General features: G+C 53.2%; 18 protein-coding genes. 13 read left to right on the forward strand and 5 right to left on the reverse strand.

What is annotated here, in order from left to right:
- Nucleotides 1–173 precede the first annotated feature (173 nt).
- Complete coding sequence (locus LOS79_RS00005; protein WP_315415367.1) at nucleotides 174–1,241, forward strand: AI-2E family transporter; 1,068 nt, start codon at nucleotides 174–176, stop codon at nucleotides 1,239–1,241.
- 690 nt (nucleotides 1,242–1,931) lie between these two features.
- Entirely contained in the window at nucleotides 1,932–4,364 is a 2,433-nt protein-coding gene (leuS, locus tag LOS79_RS00010; RefSeq protein ID WP_315415369.1) for a leucine--tRNA ligase, read from the forward strand.
- A 128-nt stretch (nucleotides 4,365–4,492) separates the two neighbouring features.
- On the opposite strand, the gene comER is transcribed toward leuS, so the two are convergent.
- The gene (gene comER, locus LOS79_RS00015; protein WP_315415370.1) at nucleotides 4,493–5,344 is read right to left on the reverse strand and encodes a late competence protein ComER; all 852 of its coding nucleotides are present in this window, start codon (nucleotides 5,342–5,344) and stop codon (nucleotides 4,493–4,495) included.
- 141 nt (nucleotides 5,345–5,485) lie between these two features.
- On the opposite strand from comER, the gene LOS79_RS00020 reads away from it, so the two are divergent.
- The 4 genes from LOS79_RS00020 to LOS79_RS00035 all read left to right on the forward strand — a co-directional run bounded on the left by LOS79_RS00020 (nucleotide 5,486) and on the right by LOS79_RS00035 (nucleotide 10,335).
- Nucleotides 5,486–6,256, forward strand: coding sequence for a ComEA family DNA-binding protein (locus LOS79_RS00020; RefSeq protein ID WP_315415372.1), 771 nt, complete (start codon nucleotides 5,486–5,488; stop codon nucleotides 6,254–6,256).
- Nucleotides 6,257–6,751: 495 nt separating this feature from the next.
- Complete coding sequence (locus LOS79_RS00025) at nucleotides 6,752–7,270, forward strand: deoxycytidylate deaminase (protein ID WP_315415373.1); 519 nt, start codon at nucleotides 6,752–6,754, stop codon at nucleotides 7,268–7,270.
- Between the two features lie 171 nt (nucleotides 7,271–7,441).
- Nucleotides 7,442–10,210, forward strand: a complete 2,769-nt coding sequence (locus tag LOS79_RS00030) for a ComEC/Rec2 family competence protein (RefSeq protein WP_315415375.1) — start codon at nucleotides 7,442–7,444, stop codon at nucleotides 10,208–10,210.
- On the forward strand, nucleotides 10,210–10,335 hold the full coding sequence (locus LOS79_RS00035; RefSeq protein ID WP_315415377.1) for a hypothetical protein: 126 nt from the start codon (nucleotides 10,210–10,212) through the stop codon (nucleotides 10,333–10,335). Before LOS79_RS00030 ends, LOS79_RS00035 begins: the two co-directional genes overlap by 1 nt.
- Before the next feature lie 98 nt (nucleotides 10,336–10,433).
- Here LOS79_RS00035 and LOS79_RS00040 read toward each other — a convergent pair whose 3' ends face one another.
- The 3 genes from LOS79_RS00040 to LOS79_RS00050 form a co-directional block, all read right to left on the reverse strand.
- Entirely contained in the window at nucleotides 10,434–11,063 is a 630-nt protein-coding gene (locus LOS79_RS00040; protein ID WP_315415378.1) for a TetR/AcrR family transcriptional regulator, read from the reverse strand.
- Nucleotides 11,056–12,258: an MFS transporter gene (locus tag LOS79_RS00045; protein WP_397386717.1), complete on the reverse strand. Its 1,203-nt coding sequence runs from the start codon at nucleotides 12,256–12,258 to the stop codon at nucleotides 11,056–11,058. Before LOS79_RS00045 ends, LOS79_RS00040 begins: the two co-directional genes overlap by 8 nt.
- A 185-nt stretch (nucleotides 12,259–12,443) precedes the next feature.
- On the reverse strand, nucleotides 12,444–13,115 hold the full coding sequence (locus LOS79_RS00050) for an O-methyltransferase (RefSeq protein WP_315415382.1): 672 nt from the start codon (nucleotides 13,113–13,115) through the stop codon (nucleotides 12,444–12,446).
- A 124-nt stretch (nucleotides 13,116–13,239) separates the two neighbouring features.
- Between LOS79_RS00050 and LOS79_RS00055 the strand changes: the two genes are divergently transcribed.
- The 7 genes from LOS79_RS00055 (at nucleotide 13,240) to LOS79_RS00085 (ending at nucleotide 20,290) form a co-directional block, all read left to right on the forward strand.
- Nucleotides 13,240–14,136: a LysR family transcriptional regulator gene (locus tag LOS79_RS00055; protein WP_315415384.1), complete on the forward strand. Its 897-nt coding sequence runs from the start codon at nucleotides 13,240–13,242 to the stop codon at nucleotides 14,134–14,136.
- 167 nt (nucleotides 14,137–14,303) lie between these two features.
- The gene (locus LOS79_RS00060; protein ID WP_315415385.1) at nucleotides 14,304–16,394 is read left to right on the forward strand and encodes a hypothetical protein; all 2,091 of its coding nucleotides are present in this window, start codon (nucleotides 14,304–14,306) and stop codon (nucleotides 16,392–16,394) included.
- 19 nt (nucleotides 16,395–16,413) lie between these two features.
- Nucleotides 16,414–16,746 carry a hypothetical protein gene (locus LOS79_RS00065; RefSeq protein WP_315415387.1) on the forward strand — a complete coding sequence of 111 codons (333 nt, stop codon included), beginning with the start codon at nucleotides 16,414–16,416 and terminating at the stop codon, nucleotides 16,744–16,746.
- A 227-nt stretch (nucleotides 16,747–16,973) separates the two neighbouring features.
- Nucleotides 16,974–17,840 carry a sensor histidine kinase gene (locus tag LOS79_RS00070; RefSeq protein WP_315415389.1) on the forward strand — a complete coding sequence of 289 codons (867 nt, stop codon included), beginning with the start codon at nucleotides 16,974–16,976 and terminating at the stop codon, nucleotides 17,838–17,840.
- Nucleotides 17,830–18,525, forward strand: a complete 696-nt coding sequence (locus tag LOS79_RS00075; protein WP_315415390.1) for a response regulator transcription factor — start codon at nucleotides 17,830–17,832, stop codon at nucleotides 18,523–18,525. The genes LOS79_RS00070 and LOS79_RS00075 overlap by 11 nt, the downstream gene beginning before the upstream one ends.
- An 81-nt stretch (nucleotides 18,526–18,606) precedes the next feature.
- Complete coding sequence (locus LOS79_RS00080; protein ID WP_315415391.1) at nucleotides 18,607–19,533, forward strand: ABC transporter ATP-binding protein; 927 nt, start codon at nucleotides 18,607–18,609, stop codon at nucleotides 19,531–19,533.
- Nucleotides 19,526–20,290, forward strand: coding sequence for an ABC transporter permease (locus LOS79_RS00085; protein ID WP_315415393.1), 765 nt, complete (start codon nucleotides 19,526–19,528; stop codon nucleotides 20,288–20,290). Before LOS79_RS00080 ends, LOS79_RS00085 begins: the two co-directional genes overlap by 8 nt.
- A 286-nt stretch (nucleotides 20,291–20,576) precedes the next feature.
- Here the strand turns inward: LOS79_RS00085 and nrdF are convergent, their stop codons facing one another.
- Nucleotides 20,577–21,536 carry a class 1b ribonucleoside-diphosphate reductase subunit beta gene (nrdF, locus tag LOS79_RS00090; protein ID WP_315415394.1) on the reverse strand — a complete coding sequence of 320 codons (960 nt, stop codon included), beginning with the start codon at nucleotides 21,534–21,536 and terminating at the stop codon, nucleotides 20,577–20,579.
- Nucleotides 21,537–21,544: the final 8 nt, after the last annotated feature.

The raw sequence follows: 21,544 nt of genomic DNA on the forward strand, positions 1-21,544 counted from the left end.
GAATAGCGTCAATTTCCTTTCAGCGGCTGCTTGGCTGAGGGTTATTGGCGCTTTTTGTATTTTGGGGTTATTTTGTGCATGCTTCTCCGTTCGCGGTTATTTTGCGGCAGGCATACATATACTTACTTAGTACTGAAGCCAGTCCAGAATGACCGCAAGGAGTGTGTACTCTAATGGAGCAATGGTCGCAAAGTAAATGGTTCCGCTGGATGATCGGCGTACTGCTCTCCCTGATCATTCTGTATTTCGTCTGGCTGCTCCGCCCGATGCTGCAAGGGATATTCCTGTTTCTAAAAGCGATCCTTGCCCCGTTCCTGGCGGCGATGATCATCTCATATGTGCTGAATCCGGTCGTAAGCCTGCTGTCCCGGAGAAAAATGCCGCGCAGTGTGGCCGTCCTGCTGATCTATGCGGTGTTCCTGACCTCCCTCGCGGTGATCCTCATTAACCTGATTCCGATGTTCATTGAGCAGCTGGAGGAGCTGAACGAGCATCTGCCGGAGATGACCCTGCATGCCCAGGGGCTGATGCGCGGGATGAATTCCCGGCTGATTCCGCCCGGTGTGGAGCTGGGGATGAATAACTGGTTCTATCAGCTGGAGAACCGCCTGGCCGAAGGCATCTCCCACTTCCTGGACAATATCGCCTCGACCATCGGTGTCCTGTTCAATGCGTTCATTGTGCCGTTCCTGGTGTTCTACATCCTGAAGGACTTCGATGTGTTCGAGCGGACGGTGGTTTCCTGCCTGCCCCGGTCCCGCCGCAAGTCGATTGTCACCCTGCTGAAGGATATCGATGAGGCGCTGGGCAACTACATCCGCGGACAATTTCTGGTCTGCATCATCATCGGGGTACTGGCCTATATCGGTTACATTATTATTGGTATGCCTTATGCGCTGCTGTTCGCCTGTGTTGTGGCGGTTTTTAATATTGTTCCTTATATGGGGCCTTTTCTGGGAGCTGCCCCAGCCGTTGTAATGGCCTCGACCCTCTCGTGGCGGCTCGTCCTGCTGGTGGCTGTGGTGAATACGCTGTGCCAGATGCTGGAGAGCAACGTCATTTCGCCGCAGGTGGTCGGACGGAAGCTGCATCTTCATCCGCTGCTGATTATCTTCGCCCTGCTGGTCGGCGGGGAGATTGCCGGCATGATCGGACTGATTCTTGCCGTGCCGTTCTTTGCCGCGGGCAAGGTAGTCATTCAGCATATCATTGCGTATTACATCCGCAGGCGGCCGGCCTAAAGGGCAGGTATATTGTTAAATCATTGACGGTACATGTATCTTTTGGTTATAATGTGGTGAATATTACGAGTAACAGGCAGTACACATAGCAGTGCGATGAAGAGGAGTATTAATTCGTGAGACCGTTATTGCAGAGAGCCGGCACCTCAGGTGCGAGCCGGTTAACGGGCCGCAGTGAACTCACCTCCGAGTAACGGCGCAAGCCGCAGGGTCCTTAAGCTTCACAGCCGGGGTCCGCGTGTCAAAGGCCGTCGATTCACCCCCGCTAAAGGGTGTCAAAGTGAGTGCCGGACAAAGTATGTCCGCCGCTAACTAGGGTGGTACCACGGGAATTCAAACCTCTCGTCCCTAGCGATTATACGCTAGGGATGGGAGGTTTTTTTGCGGTTCGCTGTCCTCCCGGCCCGGCGAATCATGGGGGACGCTTGGACTTTGCTGTTCCGCCAGGAGAACAGATGGGGTTAACAAAAGTTACAGAGAAACGGAACGGAGAGAAATTTTGGAGCTGTAGAAACGAAGTGTTCGCCTTTATTCTCGGATTTCTACCGCTAGCGGCGGTTCAAATCAAGAAATCGGAGAATAACAGCGATCGGAAGCCCAAAACTTTTTTGGAGTGAAGCTAATCTCGTAACTCTTTTTTTAAACAAATAGTACGACCTAAGACAGCAACACTCCAAGGAGGAGCAGAAGATGAGCGACATTAAAATTGGCTACAACGCCCAATCCATCGAGCCCAAGTGGCAGAAATTCTGGGATGAGAACAAGACCTTCAAGACTAGTGAGGAAGCAGGCAAGCCGAAGTTCTACGCTCTGGATATGTTCCCGTATCCTTCCGGCGCAGGACTGCATGTAGGGCACCCTGAGGGCTATACCGCCACAGATATCGTCTCCCGCTTCAAACGGATGCGCGGCTACAACGTGCTGCACCCGATGGGCTGGGATGCATTCGGACTTCCGGCAGAGCAGTATGCGATGGATACCGGTCAGCATCCGCGCGATATTACGTTTAAGAACATTGACAATTTCCGCCGCCAGATCAAGTCGCTGGGCTTCTCCTACGACTGGGACCGCGAGATCAGCACAACCGATCCGGGTTACTACAAATGGACACAGTGGATCTTCATCCAGCTGTATAACCGGGGCCTGGCTTATGTGGCCGAAGTGTCCGTGAACTGGTGTGAAGCGCTGGGAACGGTTCTGGCGAATGAAGAGGTTATTGACGGCAAAAGCGAGCGCGGCGGCCACCCCGTGGTGCGCAGACCGATGCGCCAGTGGATTCTGAAAATTACCGAATATGCTGACCGTCTGCTCGAGGATCTGGATGAGCTGGACTGGGAAGAGAGCATCAAGGATATGCAGCGCAACTGGATCGGCAAATCGACAGGCGCTGAGGTGACTTTTGCCATTGAAGGGCATGAGGCTGCACTTGAAGTGTTCACTACCCGTCCGGACACCTTGTTCGGAGCAAGCTATTGCGTATTGGCCCCGGAACATAAGCTGGTGGATGTCATTACGACAGAGGACCAGAAAGCAGCCGTTGCCGACTACCGCGACAAAGCATCCCGCAAGAGTGACCTGGAACGTACGGATCTGGCCAAGGAGAAGAGCGGTGTGTTCACCGGCGCTTATGCCGTCAATCCGGTAAACGGTGCACAGGTGCCGATCTGGATTGCCGATTACGTGCTGGCTGGCTACGGTACCGGAGCCATTATGGCCGTTCCGGGCCATGACAGCCGTGACTGGGAATTCGCCAAGCAGTTCGGCCTGAACATTGTAGAAGTTGTGCAGGGCGGCAACATTGAAGAGGAAGCCTATGCCGGCGACGGACCGCATGTGAATTCCGGATTCCTCGACGGCCTGTCTAATGCTGAAGCAATCGCGAAGATGACCGCCTGGCTGGAAGAGAAGGGCAGCGGCAAAGGCAAAGTAACCTACCGCCTGCGCGACTGGCTGTTCAGCCGCCAGCGTTACTGGGGTGAGCCGATTCCGATTCTGCATCTGGAAGACGGCACGATGAAGACAGTTCCTGTAGACCAGCTGCCGCTGGTACTGCCGGATGTGGATGCCATCAAGCCTTCCGGTACCGGTGAATCCCCGCTGGCGAATGTGACCGAGTGGGTGGAAACGGTGGATCCGGAGACCGGCATGAAAGCCCGCCGCGAGACGAATACCATGCCGCAATGGGCCGGCAGCTGCTGGTACTACCTGCGTTATATCGATCCGCACAATGATCAGGAGCTGTGTTCACCTGCGAAGCAGAAGGAATGGCTGCCGGTTGACCTGTACATCGGCGGTGCAGAGCATGCGGTGCTTCACCTGCTGTATGCCCGCTTCTGGCACAAGGTGCTGTACGATATCGGCGTAGTCGATACGAAGGAGCCGTTCCACAAGCTGGTGAACCAGGGGATGATCCTGGGGAACAACAATGAGAAGATGAGTAAATCGCGCGGCAATGTCATCAACCCCGATGAGATCGTAGAAGCTTACGGTGCAGACACACTGCGTGTGTATGAAATGTTCATGGGGCCGCTGGAAGCCACTAAGCCTTGGAATGAAAAAGGCGTGGAAGGCATCCACCGCTTCCTCTCCCGTGTATGGCGCCTGTTCGTGAACGAGGACGGCAGCCTGAGCGCGAAGATTACGGCGGGTGGCGGCAGTGATGAATTCAAACGTACCTGGCACAAGACGCTGAAGAAGGTAACCGAGGACTTCGAATCTTTGCGCTTCAACACAGCGATCAGCCAGCTGATGATCTTCATCAACGATGCTTACAAGCAGGAGAGCCTGTCCAAGGAAGCGGCAGAGCAGTTCGTGCAGATGCTGTCGCCGCTGGCACCGCATATTGCCGAAGAGCTGTGGCAGCTGCTGGGACACGAAGGAAGCATCAGCTACGTCGCCTGGCCGGCATATGATGAAGCCTGGACGGTGGACGCAGAGGTTGAAATCGTCGTGCAGGTTAACGGTAAAATCGTGCAGCGCGCCCTGATTCCGCTTGCAATGGGCCAGCAGGAGATGCAGGACCATGCACTGGCGCTGCCTAATGTGCAGGCTGCTACCCAAGGCAAAACCGTACGTAAAATTATTGCCGTACCCGGCAAGCTGGTAAATATCGTAGTGGGTTAAGCGAAGAACGCAATTCTGCCCGCAGCAACGGAGGTTTCCGTGCTGCGGGCTTTATTGGTTTCGGCAGGGGGCAGGAAGCGGTCAGCCGTGCCTGCGGCATCCGGGAGTGCCGGGCGGGGGAGTCCATTCTAGCGGTCAAGCGGACTCTGGGCAATGCCGCTGTGATGGCCGAACAGCTCGTCGAGCTTCTCCACATCCTCGTCATATTTGCCGTGAGTGGTTGTGATCAGGCGTTCGAAGACGCCTTCCAGACTGCTGCGCAGATGATTCAGTGCTTCTGCTGTAATGCCTCCGCGGACAGCCACCCGCTCCTGCAGCTCCTGCGGGGTAAACGACCCTTCTGTCAGCAGCTTGCCTGTACCGAGCAGCATTTCACCGGCCAGACGGCTGATCAAAGCCTCGTCGATACCTGTCGATTCTACCGCCGCTTCAATCCACCGCTCCAAAAAATAGCTGAGGAATGCCGGGCCGCAGCTGGAGAAATCTGAAGCAATCCGGGTATGGCTCTCCGGGATTTCCTCCGGGACGCCTATGAAAGACAAGAGCTGCAGCAGCAGCAGCCTGTCTTTGTTATGAAGCCTGCTGCCGAATATGCAAAGTGAAGTCCCGCTATTGACGCAGTGGGTGATGCTGGGAATGACCTTGGCAATTTTAGACGGCAAAGCGGATTCCAGATGGTAGAGCTGGACCGGGCTTGTAATAGATACGACGATCTGATCGCTGCGCAGATAGGTTGCGATTTCGTCGGTCAGTTGTTTGAACTGCAGCGGCTTCACACAGATAAATAAAATATCACTTTTGGCCGCAGTCTCCCCGTTACTGCAAATGGAGATGCCCGGATGGCGCTTCTGGAGCTGCAGCAGCCGGTCCTGACTGCGGTTTGCAGCCAGCACTTCGCCCGGTGCAAGCGCCCCTGAAGAGAGAAAGGCATCGATGAGCAGACCGCCCATGCTGCCTGTTCCAATAAATCCAACCTTCATCCTGTGGTTACCTCCTTTCTGATGCTGCTTGTGCTTACAGGAATACTCTTCGTTAAATGTATGCAGTACAGCCTTGGACAAATGACAGGTTTTGCAGGTGTTTATGAATAAAATTCCAATTTAATGGAGGAGGACAAATGGATGAGCAAAAGAGTGATCGGCAGCGTCATTGCTGCTGCCCTGCTCGGCGGAGGGCTGGTCTGGGCTGCAGATCATAGAGCGGCGGACGGTATCGCCGGCTGGGAGACGCTGAATGTTAGTATGGCGCAGGCGCTTGGAGCGGCGGAGGATGGGAAGGTAATAGCTGCAGCAGCGGGTGGAGCGGCCGGGGCGGGAAACGGCGGAGGAAGCGGTGAGGTGAGCGGGAACGGCGGAGGGAACGGGACTGCGGGCGGAGCGGCGGGAGGTGGGAGTGGCAATAGCGGAGTGCCAGCAGGAACTGGTGCAGTAGGTGCTGCTGGCGGGGGGATGGCGGGAGCAGGGAATGGTGCAGCAGAAGCGGTGAAGAGTGCTGGAGATTCTGCCGTTAGCGCAGGTGCGGTTGGAGCGGAGAACGGCGGAACGGCAGCAGGGACAACTGCTGGAGATTCTAACGCAAGCGGGGGGACAGCGGGAGTAGTGGAGGGCGGCGGGGCAGCTGCAGCTGACGGCGGCGGAATAACAGGAAATACAGGAAACGGGCCGGCTGCTAATAGTGCTGCACAGCCCGTAGCTGCTGACGGCAGGATCAATGTAAATCTGGCCGATGCCAGAGTTCTGATGGATTTGCCGGGCATCGGGGAGAAGAAGGCACAGGCTATTATCGACTACCGCAGCAGCAAAGGAGCGTTCCGCAGCTTAAGCGACCTGGGCAAGGTGAAGGGAATCGGGCCGAAGCTGCTGGAGCAGCTGAAGCCGCTGGTGGGATTTTGAACCCGGCATCCCGCAGAGCATCAGCACCGGCATCCGTAAAGGCACCGGCATCCGTAAGGGCACAGGCACCGGCAAAGGCACCGGTAAAAACCTAAATTACTTTGCTGGTCTTTTCGGTTAACCGGTAATTTTTGGCCAGTTGGTAATTGAACGGGAAAGTACCACTTTTCATGGATGCCGGAATTTTGCGAAGAAGCTGCTACAGACGGAAACAGTTGGATTTTTTACACTTAATTTCTGTGTTCATCCTTAAATTTCTGAAATAGATGGATTTTTGTCACTTAATAATGTCCATATGCCATTGGAGATCCAAGTTCATAAGAATTAAGTGTTGTTTATCCAACTATTTCAGGATACCGGGGGATTTCTGCTGAATTAGTTGGAGTTGTTCCATCTAATGCCTCTGGCTGCGCAATTGCGGGCATTGTCCTAGTGAATCACCCGGCTACTATGTTACAATAATGAACAACTATTTAGAGAAAGTGGAGATTGCTGATGACTGTGGCTTACCGCAAGGACTGGGATACCTATTTCATGGATATCGCCTGTATGGTCTCCACCCGTTCGCGCTGTCCCCGCCGCCATGTCGGTGCGGTGCTGGTACAGGGCAAGAAGCTGCTGGGTACCGCCTATAACGGTGCGCCGATGGGGGTTCCGGATTGCTCGGAGGCAGGCTGCATGCTTTCTGAACAATTTGAGCGGGAGATCATTGATGGAGTAGAGACTATGGTGAAGAAGCAGCGCTGCATCCGGACGATTCATGCCGAGCAGAACCTGCTGCTGTTCACAGACCGGAGCGACCGCGAAGGCAGTACCGTTTATGTTACGGACGAGCCTTGCTGGACCTGCGCCAATATGCTGGCTAACAGCGGAATTGTAGAGATTGTGTATTTGCGGCCTTACCGCAAGGATATGAAGAAGGTGGAAGCGATGATGGCTTCCAAGGGTATCGTGTTCCGCCAGCTCGGGAAATACGAGCCGCCGAAGGAAACGATGATCTCAATATCTGAATAGCCGGCGGTAACGGTGCTGCCGGTAATCAAGCAGAATGGAATAAGCAATAATCCCGGAGGAAGAACCTCTGCACACGCTGGATTGGCGTAGGCAGAGGTTCTTTGCCGTTTCACGCCGGGGGGCGGGAATGGTGAGGGAGTGTCAAGGAAATGTATGGAGGGAGAGATGCACATGAACAGGAGGCCGCTCTTAGGCTTCACCGTCTGCTGGATTGCCGGAAGTGCGGCAGGCTGCTTGTTCTCCGGGCGCAGCTTGCTGCTCTATCTTGCAGGCTGTCTGCTGCTGCCTGCAATCTGGGCCGCCAGCGGCAGTATACGCTGGAGGGCGGCAGCTGTGTTCGGGCTGGCGCTGGCGGCGGCGGCTGTATATTGGGAATGGAACGAAGCGGGCAATGTGAGCCGGCTCCCGGAGCTGCTGGGGCAGCCGGCAAGCGAACTGAACGAGGCGTATGTGACAGCCGCAGGCGTTATTGTGTCCCCGGTAGAGCGGGACGGGGACCGGGTGGATTTTACCGTGAAGCTGTCACGGGCGGACCTGCACCGGCAAGGGGAAGAAGAGGGACAAGAGGCAGCATCCGCAGCAGCGGCAGTGACAGGAGCCGGGACCACAGCGGGAGCACAGGCAGGAGCAGAAACACATGCACAAGCGGCAGCTGAACTGGTTGCTGTACAGATTAAGCTCCAGGAGGAGAATGAAATCCTCGCCGCTGCGGAGTGGCAGCGCGGAGACCGGGTTGTGATCGAAGGGGAGCTGGAGCAGCCGCAGGGAGCGCGGAATTTCGGCAGCTTCGATTACCGGGCTTACCTGCTGACGCAGCAGATCCACTGGCTGCTGAAGGGCAGCGGAGCGGCCAGTGTTAAGGCCGAACCGCCGGCAGCCTTGCAGCCAGCGGTTATCCTGCGCTGGAACGACCGGGCCCGCGCAGTGCTCGGGGCAGAGATGGACCGGCTGTTCCGGGAGCCGCATGCCGGATATATGAAGGGTCTCGTGATCGGCATCCAGGAGCTCGATCCGGAGACCTTCAGGCAGTTCTCGCAGCTTGGCCTGACCCATATCCTGGCGATATCAGGGATGCATGTCGCCGTGTATGTCGGCGTAATTCTGTTCCTGCTGCGCCGCTGCCGGGTTACCAGAGAAACGGCATTAACTATAACTCTGCTGCTGGTACCGGTCTATGTGCTGCTCTCCGGTGCCGGACCGTCTGTCGTACGCGCCGGATTGATGAGCATGATTGCCCTGCTGGCGGCAAGGCTCAGGCTGCTGAAGGACGGCATGAATATTTTGGCTGCAGCCGCGCTCTTCATGCTGGTCTGGAACCCGTATCTGCTGCTCAGTGTCAGCTTTCAGCTGTCGTTTCTGGTTACAGCCGGACTTATGGTGTATACGCCGCTCGCTGCGCCGCTGTTCAAGCGCCTGCCCGGCTGGCTGGGCAGCACATTCTCGGTAACTCTTATCGCGCAGCTGGTGTCTTTTCCGCTGACAATTTATTATTTTAATCAATTCTCGCTGCTGTCGTTTGCGGCTAATCTGCTGCTGGTTCCCTTCATTACATTCCTGGTGCTGCCGCTGGGTACGCTGGCGCTGCTGCTTGGTCGCTTCTGGGCTGCCGGGGCGAAAGTGACCGTTCAGCTTGCCGAGCTGCTGAACAACGCCACATTTGCTGCGGTGAAGTGGGTGAACGGCTATAGCGGGGGCGTGACCATCTGGGCCGCGCCGTCCCTGCTTTGGATCTGTCTCTACTATGGCCTGCTCTATGGTCTGTTGCTTGCACTACAGCGGAGGGCGGAAGAGGAGCTTGCCCCCCGGTATATGGAGGATGAGACCCGGCCGCTGCTTGAGCTGGAACAACCCGGCAATGACCGCCGCAAGACCGGCATTCCGGCCGGTCTTGGCAGCCTCGTCCATTCCGCCAGCAGCCCGGCCATCCCTGCAGTGGTCAAGCGCAGCGGGGCACCGCTGGCCTACATGGCATTTCCCGGGCGGGGCGCTAACCGCTGGAGCAACCGTGCAGCCCTGTTATGCTTAGCCGGTATAGCCTTTCTGCTGTACAACGGCTATAACGCAGAAGACCTGAAGGGGGCTGGCGTAATCAGCTACCTGGATATCGGCCAGGGCGACAGCATCCTGATTACAACACCTGCGGGAGCGCATCTACTCGTTGACGGCGGCGGGACATTGAGCTTCGGCAATAAGGAAGAGTGGCGCATCCGCCGCAGCCCTTATGAGGTCGGGGCCAAGACGCTGCTGCCGCTGCTGAAGCGGCGGGGTATTCACCGGCTGGATGCGGTAATCCTCACGCATGGTGACCAGGATCATGCCGGAGGCTTGCAGGCCGTGCTGGAAGGCATGCCGGTATCCGCACTGCTCTTCAACGGCACGCTTGCAGATTCGGAGCCGTACGCTAAGCTGATGCAGACGGCGCTTGCCGCAGGCATCCGGCTGTATCCGGTGCAGCAGGGCATGGTGCTGGCACCGGATAAGGCCACACGGCTGCACTTCCTCTGGCCGGAGCAGGCGGCAGACGGGCAAGCCCTCCCGGCTGAGGTGGAGGATCAGAACCACCAGTCCGTAGTCTTCCGGCTGGAGATGAACAGCCGGAATTTCCTGTTCACCGGTGACATGGATATAGCGGCGGAGGAAGCCATCATGGACTCTGCACACCGGTCCGGAATCCGGGCGGGCCAGCCGATTGACGTCCTGAAGGCTGCGCACCATGGCAGCAAGACCGCTACCGGCGCAGATTGGCTCTCCTTCTGGCATCCCGCCGCAGCTGTAATCTCCGCCGGTGTAAATAACCTCTACGGCCATCCGCACGGTGATGTGCTGGAACGCCTGAAAGACAGCGGTACTGTGGTCTACCGGACTGACGGGCAAGGGGAGATTCAACTGAAGGTGCGTGAGGACGGAATCACTGTGCGGTATAAGCTCGGCACAGAATAATGGAGCAGATGCTGAATAACTTCCCGGATCTGACCGAGGATTTCTTCAAGCAGGGGTACGAATGGGTGGATCATTATAAGGTGAACCGGCTGCAAGGTGCTGAGAACGCTCGTATCGGTTTGTGAAACGTATGGCTCCTGTAATGGCGTCACCAGAATATGCTCAGCGAAGTTGGCTTAAGTGAGAAAGAGTGAAGGGGAAAGACCAATCAATAAGGGAACTTTTAGCGGACGTTGCCGGAATTGCTTAAATACTGGATCAGCATGTCTACAAACCGCGTGGGCATGGAGCCCCACTCCTCAATGGGGAAGAGGCTTAATTTCTGCAGCAGGCCGATCATAGAGCTGTATATGAATTGGGCCGTCTCTACAGCCTCAATATCAGGCCGGATGGAGCCATCTAATTTGCCGGCTTCCAGAATCTGAATAAGAAACAGCTGCTCCTTCTTCGTATTGATGAAATTAGTATACCGCTGCTTAAGCAGCTGGTTGGATTCATAAGTGTAATGCAAATCAAACAGTACGGTGAACTTGAGATGACCGGGATGCAACCTCGCATAATCAATCCAGGCTTCCGTTAATATCATGAGCTTCTCCCTGCCGCTTTGCGGGCCGGCCGTCTGGCTTTCGAGGAAGTCAGTCATTGTCTCCAGCAGCTCCATCTGCACTTCACAGATAAGTTCGTCGATAGAATGGAAATGCTTGTAGAAAGTGACCCGGCTGACCCCGGCGGCCTCGCACAGGTCCTTAATGTTGACACTCAGGAAGTTCTGGTTCATGAACAGCTCTTTACCGGCTGTGATCAGCTCTTCCCGGTTCTTGTTCTTCAGGTTCTGGTGCCAGTTCTCAATCATGGGCAGCGGTCCTTTCGTTACCGGCAGTTGTACGGTTATTCAGCGTAATGGATACGGTAGCCAGCAGGATAACAGCCCCTAAAATGTAAGGCAAATCAATATGTTTGTCAAACAGGCTGCCGGCGAGCACCGGTCCAAGAATCGTTCCTGCGCTTGAATAGGTGTTGGCCAGGCCGGAAGCATAACCCTGCCGCTCTCCGGCTGCATCGGAGATTAAGGTATTAACGGTTGGCCGCAGGAACGAGGTAAATGTGAAGAATAGAACCGATACGGCCAGCAGATAGGCAAAATTGAATTTGAACAGCATCAGCAGCAGCATAATCCCCGCCATAATTAACGACCAGCGGATCAGCGTGATCTCCCCGAGTAATTTAACGATTTTATCGAGCAGCCAGACCTGCACTATAATTCCGACAATAGCCCCTGCCGTAATGATAATGGAGATGACCCCCGCATTGAAGCCGTATTTCTGCTGGACGAACAGGGCATAGACGGTCTCGTAATTAATCAGCCCAAAGGTCATGACGAGGATGAGCAGCAGATAGCGGAAATAGGAAGTGCGGAAGGAGGAGATAATTCGGTTCATGACCGGCTCACTCTTCTCCTGTTTGCGGGAAAGTTGCCTCTGCGAAGCGGGCAGCGATTCCGGCATGAAGATGGTCAGAAGCGTAGCCAGCAGCCCCAGGCCTGAAGCGAAAAAATAAGGGGCGCGGACACCAAACTGGGCAATAATTCCGCCTAGTCCCGGTCCCAGTACCATCCCCAGGTTCATAGCTGCGCTGAGATAGCCCATCCCTTTGGCCCGTGCCGCAGGAGTGGTGGTGTCGGCTACGTAAGCCATAACCGAAGGGACCATCAGCCCCAGACCCATGCCGCCGATAAAGCGGGCGATATAGAGCAGGGTGAGGGTATGGGAGAGGGCAAACAGCAGGTCGGAAATTACGGTTAACGCGAGTCCGGCCATGATCAGCCTCTTGCGGCCAAGCCGGTCGGAGAGCTGTCCGCCGATGGGCGAGAACAGAAACTGCGCTACACCGAAGGCGGCCACCAGGTAACCGGCTGCCGTACCTGCCGCGTTAAATTGCTTGAGATAGTCCGGCAGGATAGGGATGACCATCCCCTGGCCAAGCAGGGCAATGAACAAATTTAACATTAAGATGTAGAGCGGAAACTTAATAGAATCGGATGATTTCATATGTGTGCTATAGCCCCCAGAATACTTTTAATATTAGTTACATCGTGTAAAGGATTACATCGTGTAAACAATAATATCAAAAAAAATCACGAAAAGTAAAGGGGGGGTTCTGAGATATTTTTTTCACACGCAATGATAACCCGCAAGTCAGCGACACCACCACATGTCCTGCTTGCGGGCTATCATTAAGCTGTTACAATGCCAAGCATGAAGCCGTCATACCCCTTGCTGCCCACCGTCTGGATTGCCGTTGCCTCAATCCGCGGCTCTGCCGCCAGCAGCTCCATGAATTGCCGGATACCCTGCACACGGGCGTCTTGGCTGCCTGCCTCAATCACTTCGCCGCCGCGCACCACATTATCGGCGACAATTACGGTTCCCGGTCTGGCCAGCTTCAGCGCCCATTCCAGGTATTGCGGATTGTTCGGCTTATCGGCGTCAATGAAGATGAAGTCAAAGGCCTCGCGGCCCTGCGAGGCAAGTGACGCCAGCGATTCCAGTGCCGGGCCTTCCAGGACTACGACTTTATCGGCCAAGCCTGCCATTCTCAGATTATCTTCAGCTACGACCGCATAATCATGCTCCAGCTCAAGAGAAACCAGTTTGCCTGTTTCCGGCAGTGCCCTGGCCAGCCAGATGGTGCTGTAGCCACCCAGTGTCCCTATCTCCAGAATGTTCGCAGCTCCGTTCATCTTAGCAAGCAGATAAATCAGCTTCCCCTGATTCGGGGCGACATCAATCTGCGGCAGCCCGGCACCCGAGTTGGCATCCAGGACAGCATCCAGCACCGGATCGTCCGCCAGCAGCTTACCGTTGATGTACAGGTCTACCTTACTCCATGTGGTTGTTTGTTCCATGAGTGTTCCCTCCATTAATTTAAATTTGTATTGGTTCTGCCTCTAATATAGGATAAAATAAATCATAATTCTAATATATGTTTTTGTTGCTTATATACATTTTAATTATGAAAAGAGGCAGACAATGAATATACATGCGTTAAGGTTATTCTATTATGTGGCAGAGACCGGAAGCGTCACGAAGGCAGCGGTCCGCTTGAACATCAGCCAGCCGGCGGTTACGAGCCAGATCAAGAAGTTCGAGAAGGAGCTGGGAATGCCCCTGTTCAATCCTCAAGGACGAGGCATCTCGCTGACTTCCTTTGGAGCCGAGCTGGCGAAGCAGGCCGGAAATTTCTTCACCTACGAGGAGCAGATCGAAGCCTTCGTAGAGGATTACCGCGCAGGCAGGAAGGGGAAGCTGCGGATTGCCGCTACCTATCTTCCGGCGAATTTCCTGGTTCCCGGCTGGGCAGCCAGATTCAAAGCAGGGCATCCGGAGATTGAGATGGTAATCACAACGACCAATTCCCAGTTGGCGTTCGAACAGTTAAAGCGGCATGAAGCTGATGTTGCCTTCTATGGCGGAGGAGCTGAGGAGAAGCCGGATGACATTGACTGGCTGGAGCTGTTCGAAGATGAGTTATGGTTCGTGGTTGCCCCTTCCCATCCCTATGCGAACTGTACTGTTACACTGCCGGAAATGATGCTGGAGCCGTTCATTATGCGTGAGGAAGGCAGCTCGACGAGAGCGCGGCTGGTCTCATTATGCACGGCCTATGGCTTGAAGCCGCCGCAGGTGACGCTGCAGTTCAGCGGCTTGGGTGAAGTCATACGCTCGGTGATGTCCGGGTATGGGGCAAACTTCATTTCCTCCCTGGCAGTGCGGGAATTCGTGGAGCGGAAGCAGCTCGCCCGTGTGCGGGTAGAGGGTATCCGGCTCAAGAACAATATTGCCATCTGTACACGCAGAAATGAATCGCTGACAGCAGCATTGCAACAGTTTATTGAAATTTGCCGCACCCCAGCGCCTGAGATGTAGCAGTTAATCTGTTTCTTACAAATGCGGCATATCCGCAGGCTATGATTTCTACTGGATATTACTAAATATATTGGAAAATAAAACCGATAAACCAACTATAACTACATAGGGAATGAAACTGGCCATGAAGGATGCTGAAAAGGGGGATGGGGTTGTCTTCCGCAAAAATGATCTTTAGTGCAGAGGAAGCAGGACGTCTGCGGACGAAGATCGGACAGGTGAGCCAGGACACCAACCGGCTGTATCTGCAATTCAGAGGTCAAGCCGGCAGCTGGAGCGGGCTCCCGCTGGGCTCCTATCTGCTGCAGGCCCAGGTGCTCATTAATGAGCTGACCACGGAAGCGGAAAAGCTGGAGGACCTGATACGCATTGCAGTTCAAGGAGTCCAGAAGGTACAGGAGGAGAACAAGCGGCAGGCGGATCAGCTGACGCAGCAGTTCACTGCACTTGGCGGGCTGCTTAGCCGGCTGGGCGGAAGCCCAATAACCGGAAGAGCGGCTTTTCCGGCCTCTGCCCTGACCGCAGTTATGAAGCTGATTACCAGCGTAGCAACGATATCAGGCAAGGATGAGCTTAGCCGCGATCCGGCAATGCAGAAGCTGGAGGTGACTTTGAAGGCGTCGACGTTTGGCAGCATAGACTGGTTTACCGCACAATTGAAACTGACTGGGATCTGCGAAGCTCGGAATCAGATTGCCAAAGCGCAGACGGCTTACTCGGTCTACCAGGCGTTCGGCAACAAGGCGCAGATGGCGGCTGTACATCAATCGGCGGAAGAGGCCCGCAAGAAGCTGATCTCCCTTGGTGTGAACAAGCTGCTGGCGGAGCCGGGAAAAGATTGGAGCAGCTGCTTCAGGCAACCGGCGGTGAAAGCTTGTGAATATGATCCGTCGGTCACAGCCGCCAGCATTCCCTTGCTGCAGGATGAATCGTATTTGCTGCTGCTGCGGATGGCGATGGAGCCGGGCATTCAAGGCCAGTGGGCGAAGAGTCAGCTGCCGGCCAAAAGGCTGGAGGTTCAGCTGGCAGAGGCTGCGAAAATTGCGGAGGCACAGGCCGCAGCCGAGCAGCAGCTGGCAGGTCCGCCGGTGAAGCTGCCGGATGGAACGGTCATCACGGCAAAAAACAAAGAGAATGAGACAACCTTGGCCTATTTCATGGACAAGATATATGACCCGGATGCCCAGCTCACCCCGATGTATACCATGTACCTCGGATGGCTGGAAGACACGTATGGGATGACAGCATGGCGGAAGAAAGTTGTACAGGCAGATGCGGTCGCGGTAGCCTTTACCGAGTCGCTGCTTAAAGAGACGGTTATGGGCGCTGTAGACACGGCGAAGTTCGCCTTTCGTCTGGTCGTAGACCCTGAGCAAACCACGCAGGAAGTGCTGGACCAGGCGAATTACCTGATCAGCCATCCGGAGGTACTGGTGGAAGCGGCGAAGACGGTGTACCATAACTTTGAGGAAGGGACACCGGAGGAACGGGCAGCGATGCTGGGAGCAACGGCTTCTGTCCTGCTGCCGGGAGTCTCGGTAACGAAGAGCGGCAAGTTAGGACAGGTCATGGATGGTGTGCAGGGGCTGGCGTATAAAGCGCTGGCCGGAGTCAAGGACCTGGGTAAGGTTCTGCAGAACAGCGAGAAATTCCCGGGCTTGAATCCATTCTTAACGACACCGGAAGGGTTCACCTTCAGCGCTGGGAAGCACATCCCGGATACGGATCCGCTGCTCAAGAATCCGGTGCAGGAGCATCGTCTGAGTGAGATGGACGGGCTGGGGGACGGGAAGGCCGGGAAGATTGAGGGTGCGGGAGAAGTTGGCAAGTATGATACAAAGATTAAATGGGGGATAAATGATATTAATGCACGACCATATGGGAAGGGATTCTTTGGAGAAAGAATACCCCAAAGTAATCCAAGAGTAGATGGCTACGAATTGAAGATAAATCCTAATAACGAAAGTTACTATCTTCCCCATCCTAATGGAGGTTACGTTCAGTTTGAAAATCTTGTAGTTGATGTGCTTCAAGATGGAAAGCTTATCATGAAGCCAAAATCATTCTATCATGTAGATGACTTGCCGGAATTCGCAAAGGCAAAGGTATTGCAGGAGGCATTAAGACAACAAGTTTCAGCACTGGCGGCAGGTTATAAGGTTGAATGGCTTGTCTCTGATGCTGAAGCTGTGGAACAATTGACAAATTTATTTGGATCAAAGAATATCGATATAGTTGTTAGATATTTTCCTGAGTAAAGGTGGCCAGGTGTAGCAGATGAAAATTTTAAAAGAAAACGAAATGAAGCAATTAATTTCTGATGAGAAGCTGAGTGAGTTTTACAATGAAAATATTGATGATAACAGGTTAAATGAATTGTTCTCACGGTATTCCTTTTTGAAAACAAATGTAAACTTAATTCCTCTGGATAAACAAAGTATTTACTATAGTATTTATTTTTGGTTCGTACAGTTTAAAAAACAATATTTTACCTTAATAGGACAGGACGAAGGGATGGAACAGGAAGGTTTCAAATTATTAGAAGAAATAGATGCTAATCTGAAAGAAGGAATTGATTGGGCTATAATAAAGGAACTGGAAGATTTTTAGAGAAACTATACGATGAGACGGAAAAATGTTAAATATAACAGGTCAATTATGGTCAGATACTGCCATGATTGACCTGTTTTTTGTTCAAAGATATGATCTACTAGAAGCTATCGCCTAAACTGAGAATCCTTATTCGTATATAATAAGATCATAAGAGAGGAAGTGATCGTATCCTTGTTATTCTGACAGGACTTCTATTGCTGCTGCTGACAGTGCAAACTGTCTACTTGCTCAACTACAAAAGCCAGATTCACCAGATTGGCAATCAGCTGTCTTTTATTATGGAGCATCAATCGCTTAAGTTCATTGCTACGCAGTTAAAGCCCAGGGAAATCAATCATCTCGTTAGTGAGTGTAATACCCTCCTGAATCGGCAGAGAGCGCTTGACGAGCAGTTCACCCGGAAGAACCAGGAGATGAACTCCACCATTATCAGCCTGTCTCATGATATCAGGACACCGCTCACTTCCCTGGATGGTTATCTGCAATTAGCACTGCGGGCGGCGGCCCACCAGGACATGAACCAGTATGTAACGCTTGCCCAGTCGAGGATAAAACAGATCATCAAGCTGGTGGATGAGCTGTTCTTATATACGAAGCTGCAGAATCCGGAATATATCTTTGAACTGCAGCCTGTTGACGTTATGGATGTGCTGAAGCAGAGCCTGTTCACCTTTATTGAGGATTTCACGCGTTGCGGGTATGAGCCTGAACTTCAGCTGCCGGAAAAGCCTGTTATGGTGAGCGGGGATATGAATGCTGTAGAGCGGGTATTTGCCAATATCATCAGCAACTATTTCATTCATGGGGACGGCCCATTATCCGTTGCGTATGAAGACAGGCAAGATAATCTTTGTATACGCTTCACTAACCGGCTTAAGGCAGGCAGCAGAGTGGATATTGACAAGGTCTTTACCCGTTTCTATAAAGAAGATCCATCGCGTACAATGCATTCTTCCGGGCTGGGACTCTCCATTGTGAAGGCGCTGGCCGCAAAAATGAACGGATATACAAAGGCTGAATGTATAGAGGATACTTTTAGCCTCACCACGGCATTCGGGAAAACGGCAAAGGAGCATGTCCATGGGCGTTAACGGGAACAACCGGAGAATTCTGATTATCGAGGATGACCCGCATATTAACGGGATCATTCATGATGGACTTGCAGCTGCAGGATTTCTGTGTACCCGGGCATATTCAGGCAGTGAGGGAATGCTGAATCTGGCTGAGCAGGAGTACCACCTCATTGTACTCGATCTGATGCTGCCCGGATTGTCGGGGGAGGCGTTCATGCACAGCTTGCGCAAGGAGCTGAAGTCAGGAGTTCCGGTGATCATCCTTTCGGCCAAGGACCAGCTGGATCATAAGCTGAACCTGTTCACGCTGGGCGCTGACGATTATGTGACCAAGCCCTTTGAGCTGGAAGAACTGGCCGCTCGGATCCATGTCCATATCCAGCGGACGGCTGCCGACGAGCCGGTGAATGAATTCAGACATAAGAAGCTGGTGCTGGACACCGCTGCCTACAGTGTTAAAATTCATGGATCAGCGCTTAATCTGACCCGGCAGGAGTACAGAATTGTTGAACTGCTGGTCAGGAATCCTACCCGGGTGTTCACGAAGCAGGATCTCTATGAGCTGGCCTGGGAGGAAATGTACCTTGGCGAGGACAAAACGATAACGGTGCATATCAGCAATATCCGCAATAAAATCAAACGCTATGACAGCGATTCATACATCGACACGATCTGGGGCATCGGCTTCAGGCTGAGCAAGTGAGCGGCTTTGAACTTTCTTAACCTTTTGTTGGCGATATCTTAGTCTTCATCCTATTAACTTAAGGATAAGGAGGTGGCGGCCATGACAGATTGCATTATTGAACTGTGCGGGCTTACCAAGCGCTACAAATCAAAAGCTGCGGTACGGAATGCCGATCTCAAGATATACAGAGGTGAAATTGTCGGAATTATCGGTAAAAATGGAGCGGGAAAATCAACGCTGCTCAAGATGATCGGCGGACTGATTTATCCGACCTCGGGGGAGCTGCATTTCTTTAACCGTGCTGCGGCCGGGGACCAGTCTTTTTTCGAGCGGATGGGTGTGCTGATTGAGGATGCCGGGCTGTACCCCAATGTTTCAGCCTATGAGAATCTGAATCTGCTGGCTATTGCTTATGGCCTCAGGGACAAGGATAGAGAGATAGAGAGGCTGCTGCAGCTGGTGGGGCTGGACAGTAAGAGTACGGCTAAGGTTAAAGGCTATTCCATGGGCATGAAGCAGCGGCTGGGTATAGCAGTTGCCTTGCTTGGGAGTCCGGATGTACTGATTCTGGATGAGCCGATTAACGGACTTGATCCACAGGGGATTGTAGAGATCAGACAGCTGATCCTGGAGCTGAACCAGACCGGCTTAACGATCCTCATCTCCAGCCATATTCTTGAGGAGCTATCCAAAATCGCAACCAGGTATGTCATCATCCATCAGGGAGAATTTGTCCAGGTAATCACCAAAGATGAGTTGCAGCAGAGCTGCGAGGAACGGATTGAAATCATATTAGAGGAAGCCAGCATGGCACTGCCGGTGCTGGAGCGGGAACTGGAAATCAGGAACTTTAAGGTGATCGGCAACGGGGCGGTGTATGTATACGACGGGCATGTTCAAATCCGGCAGATCGTAAAGGTGCTGGCAGAACACGGAGTAATGGTAGATTCGATAACCAAGCAGAAGCAGAGCCTGGAGCAATATTTTCTGGAAATAACCGGAAGTGCAGGTGGCCGCCATGATTAATCTCCTCAAGATGGACTGGCACCGCTTCAGGCGTAATAAAATTATGTATCTGCTGCTGCTAATTTTCTGCGCGTTCCAAATTTTCGGTATTTATATGATGCAGCAATATGCGCAGCCGCCGGAAGAGGGGGGGATCCAGATCGGCAGCTTAAATGAGAGTGACTTCATCCAATATACGATCTCACAGCCGCCCTCATGGATGCTGATCTACATTGCGGTGTTCACGGTCTATTTTTATATGAGCGAGTGGAACTCCGGCTTCTATAAGAACTATATCTCTATGAGAAAAGCAAGAATCTATTCTGTATTATCAAAAATAGTGATCCTCGGTGTTTTTGTATCTATGATGTTCCTTACATTGCTGATTGCGGATTGGATTGGCAGAAGGCTGTTTTTAGGGAATACGGATATGGGTGACTTTGCGTATCTCCTGAAGCTGCTCAGCAGCCAATTTTTGCTGCACTGGGCATTTTCGCTGCTTATCCTCTGTATTGCCATGATCGCTAAGAATCTGCTGGTCAGCCTGACAGCCGGATTCATACTGGCCCTGAATGTTATAGGCATGCTGCTGGCTGCGCTCGAATCCCAGATCGGCGGCGTTCAGCTGACCAAATATCTGCTCATTAGCACGATCGTCCGGGTTAAGGATTTCAATAGTGCAGCGGACACTCTGCATACGGCCGGCGTCGCAGTTACGTTTATTCTATTGTGCGGTCTCCTTGCCGTCCGTTATAAAATAAAGGAGGATCTGAATTAATATCCCGCAAGGATAATGTCGCAAAAAGCCCCCGGCAGCTTGTCCAAGCTGCCGGGGGCTTTTCTACCTAAACCCCTATAAGATAAATAAAAGATAATAACCAAAAGCTAGAAGGATCGGAGGGGAAATTTGGAACTGTAGGAGCGATAGCGTCCGCCTTTGTATACGGATTTCTACCGCAAACAGCGGTTATAATCAGGAAATCTGTATACAACAGCGGCCGGAAGTCCAAATGTTCACCGCAGTGACGAGCAGGCTTTACGTTAGTTCTTTAATTCAGCTTATCTCAAAAATTAAAATCCTCATCCCGCAAAGGCTCAACATTCATCGCACGCACATAGCCGTTGCCCTTCTTGGAGAAGAAATCATGCTGCTTGGTGTGGGTGCTGATTCCGTTCTGGACGATCGGATTGATCTCTTCCTCAGCGAACAGCGGGTCAAGACCCAGATTCATCATCGCCTTGTTGGCGTTGTAGCGCAGGAAGGTCTTCACTTCCTCCACAAGGCCGATCTGAGCGTAAATTTGCTCAGTGTACTGCTCCTCGTTGGCATGCAGCAGGCGCAGCAGGCCAACCAGAGTCTGGTACACATCGCGCTGGTCATCCTCGGACAGCTCCTCGAAGATCTCCTGGGCGAGTACGCCGACGTAGACGCCGTGGATGCTCTCATCGCGCAGGATCAGGTCGATGATCTCGCCGCTGCAGGTCATTTTGCCCTGGCCGGCCAGATAGAGCGGGTAGAAGAAGCCGCTGTAGAACAAGTAGCTCTCCAGCAGTACGGATGCGGCCATGGCGAGATAGAGATCTTTTGGCGACTCAATCTTCTTGTAGTATTCCGAGATCGTCTCTGCCTTGAACTGCAGGAACGTATTATCCTCCACCCAGCGGAAGATGCTGTCGATCTCCTCGGTAGAAGCCAGAGTGGTGAAAATACTGCTGTAGGACTTCGCATGGATCTGCTCCATCATCCCCATGAAGCCGAGGACCGCCTTGCGCTGCAAGCCGTCCACATGCTCCATAATCTGCGGCATGCCGACGCCGCCCTGAATCGTATCAAGCAGGGTCAGTCCGCCCAGCACCTTCATATAAGAGTCCTTCTCCACTTCGCTCAGTGTGAGCCAGGACATTTTGTCATCGGATAATGGAATTTCGTCATCGGTCCAGAACTGCATAATATTCTGATTCCAGAACATCAGCGAGAAATCGTCGTCGGGACGGTTCCAGTTCACGGCTTTAATTGCGCTCATAATTAGTT

It is taken from the genome of Paenibacillus sp. MMS20-IR301 (assembly GCF_032302195.1).
In the GTDB taxonomy this organism is placed as follows: Bacteria; Bacillota; Bacilli; order Paenibacillales; family Paenibacillaceae; genus Paenibacillus_AQ.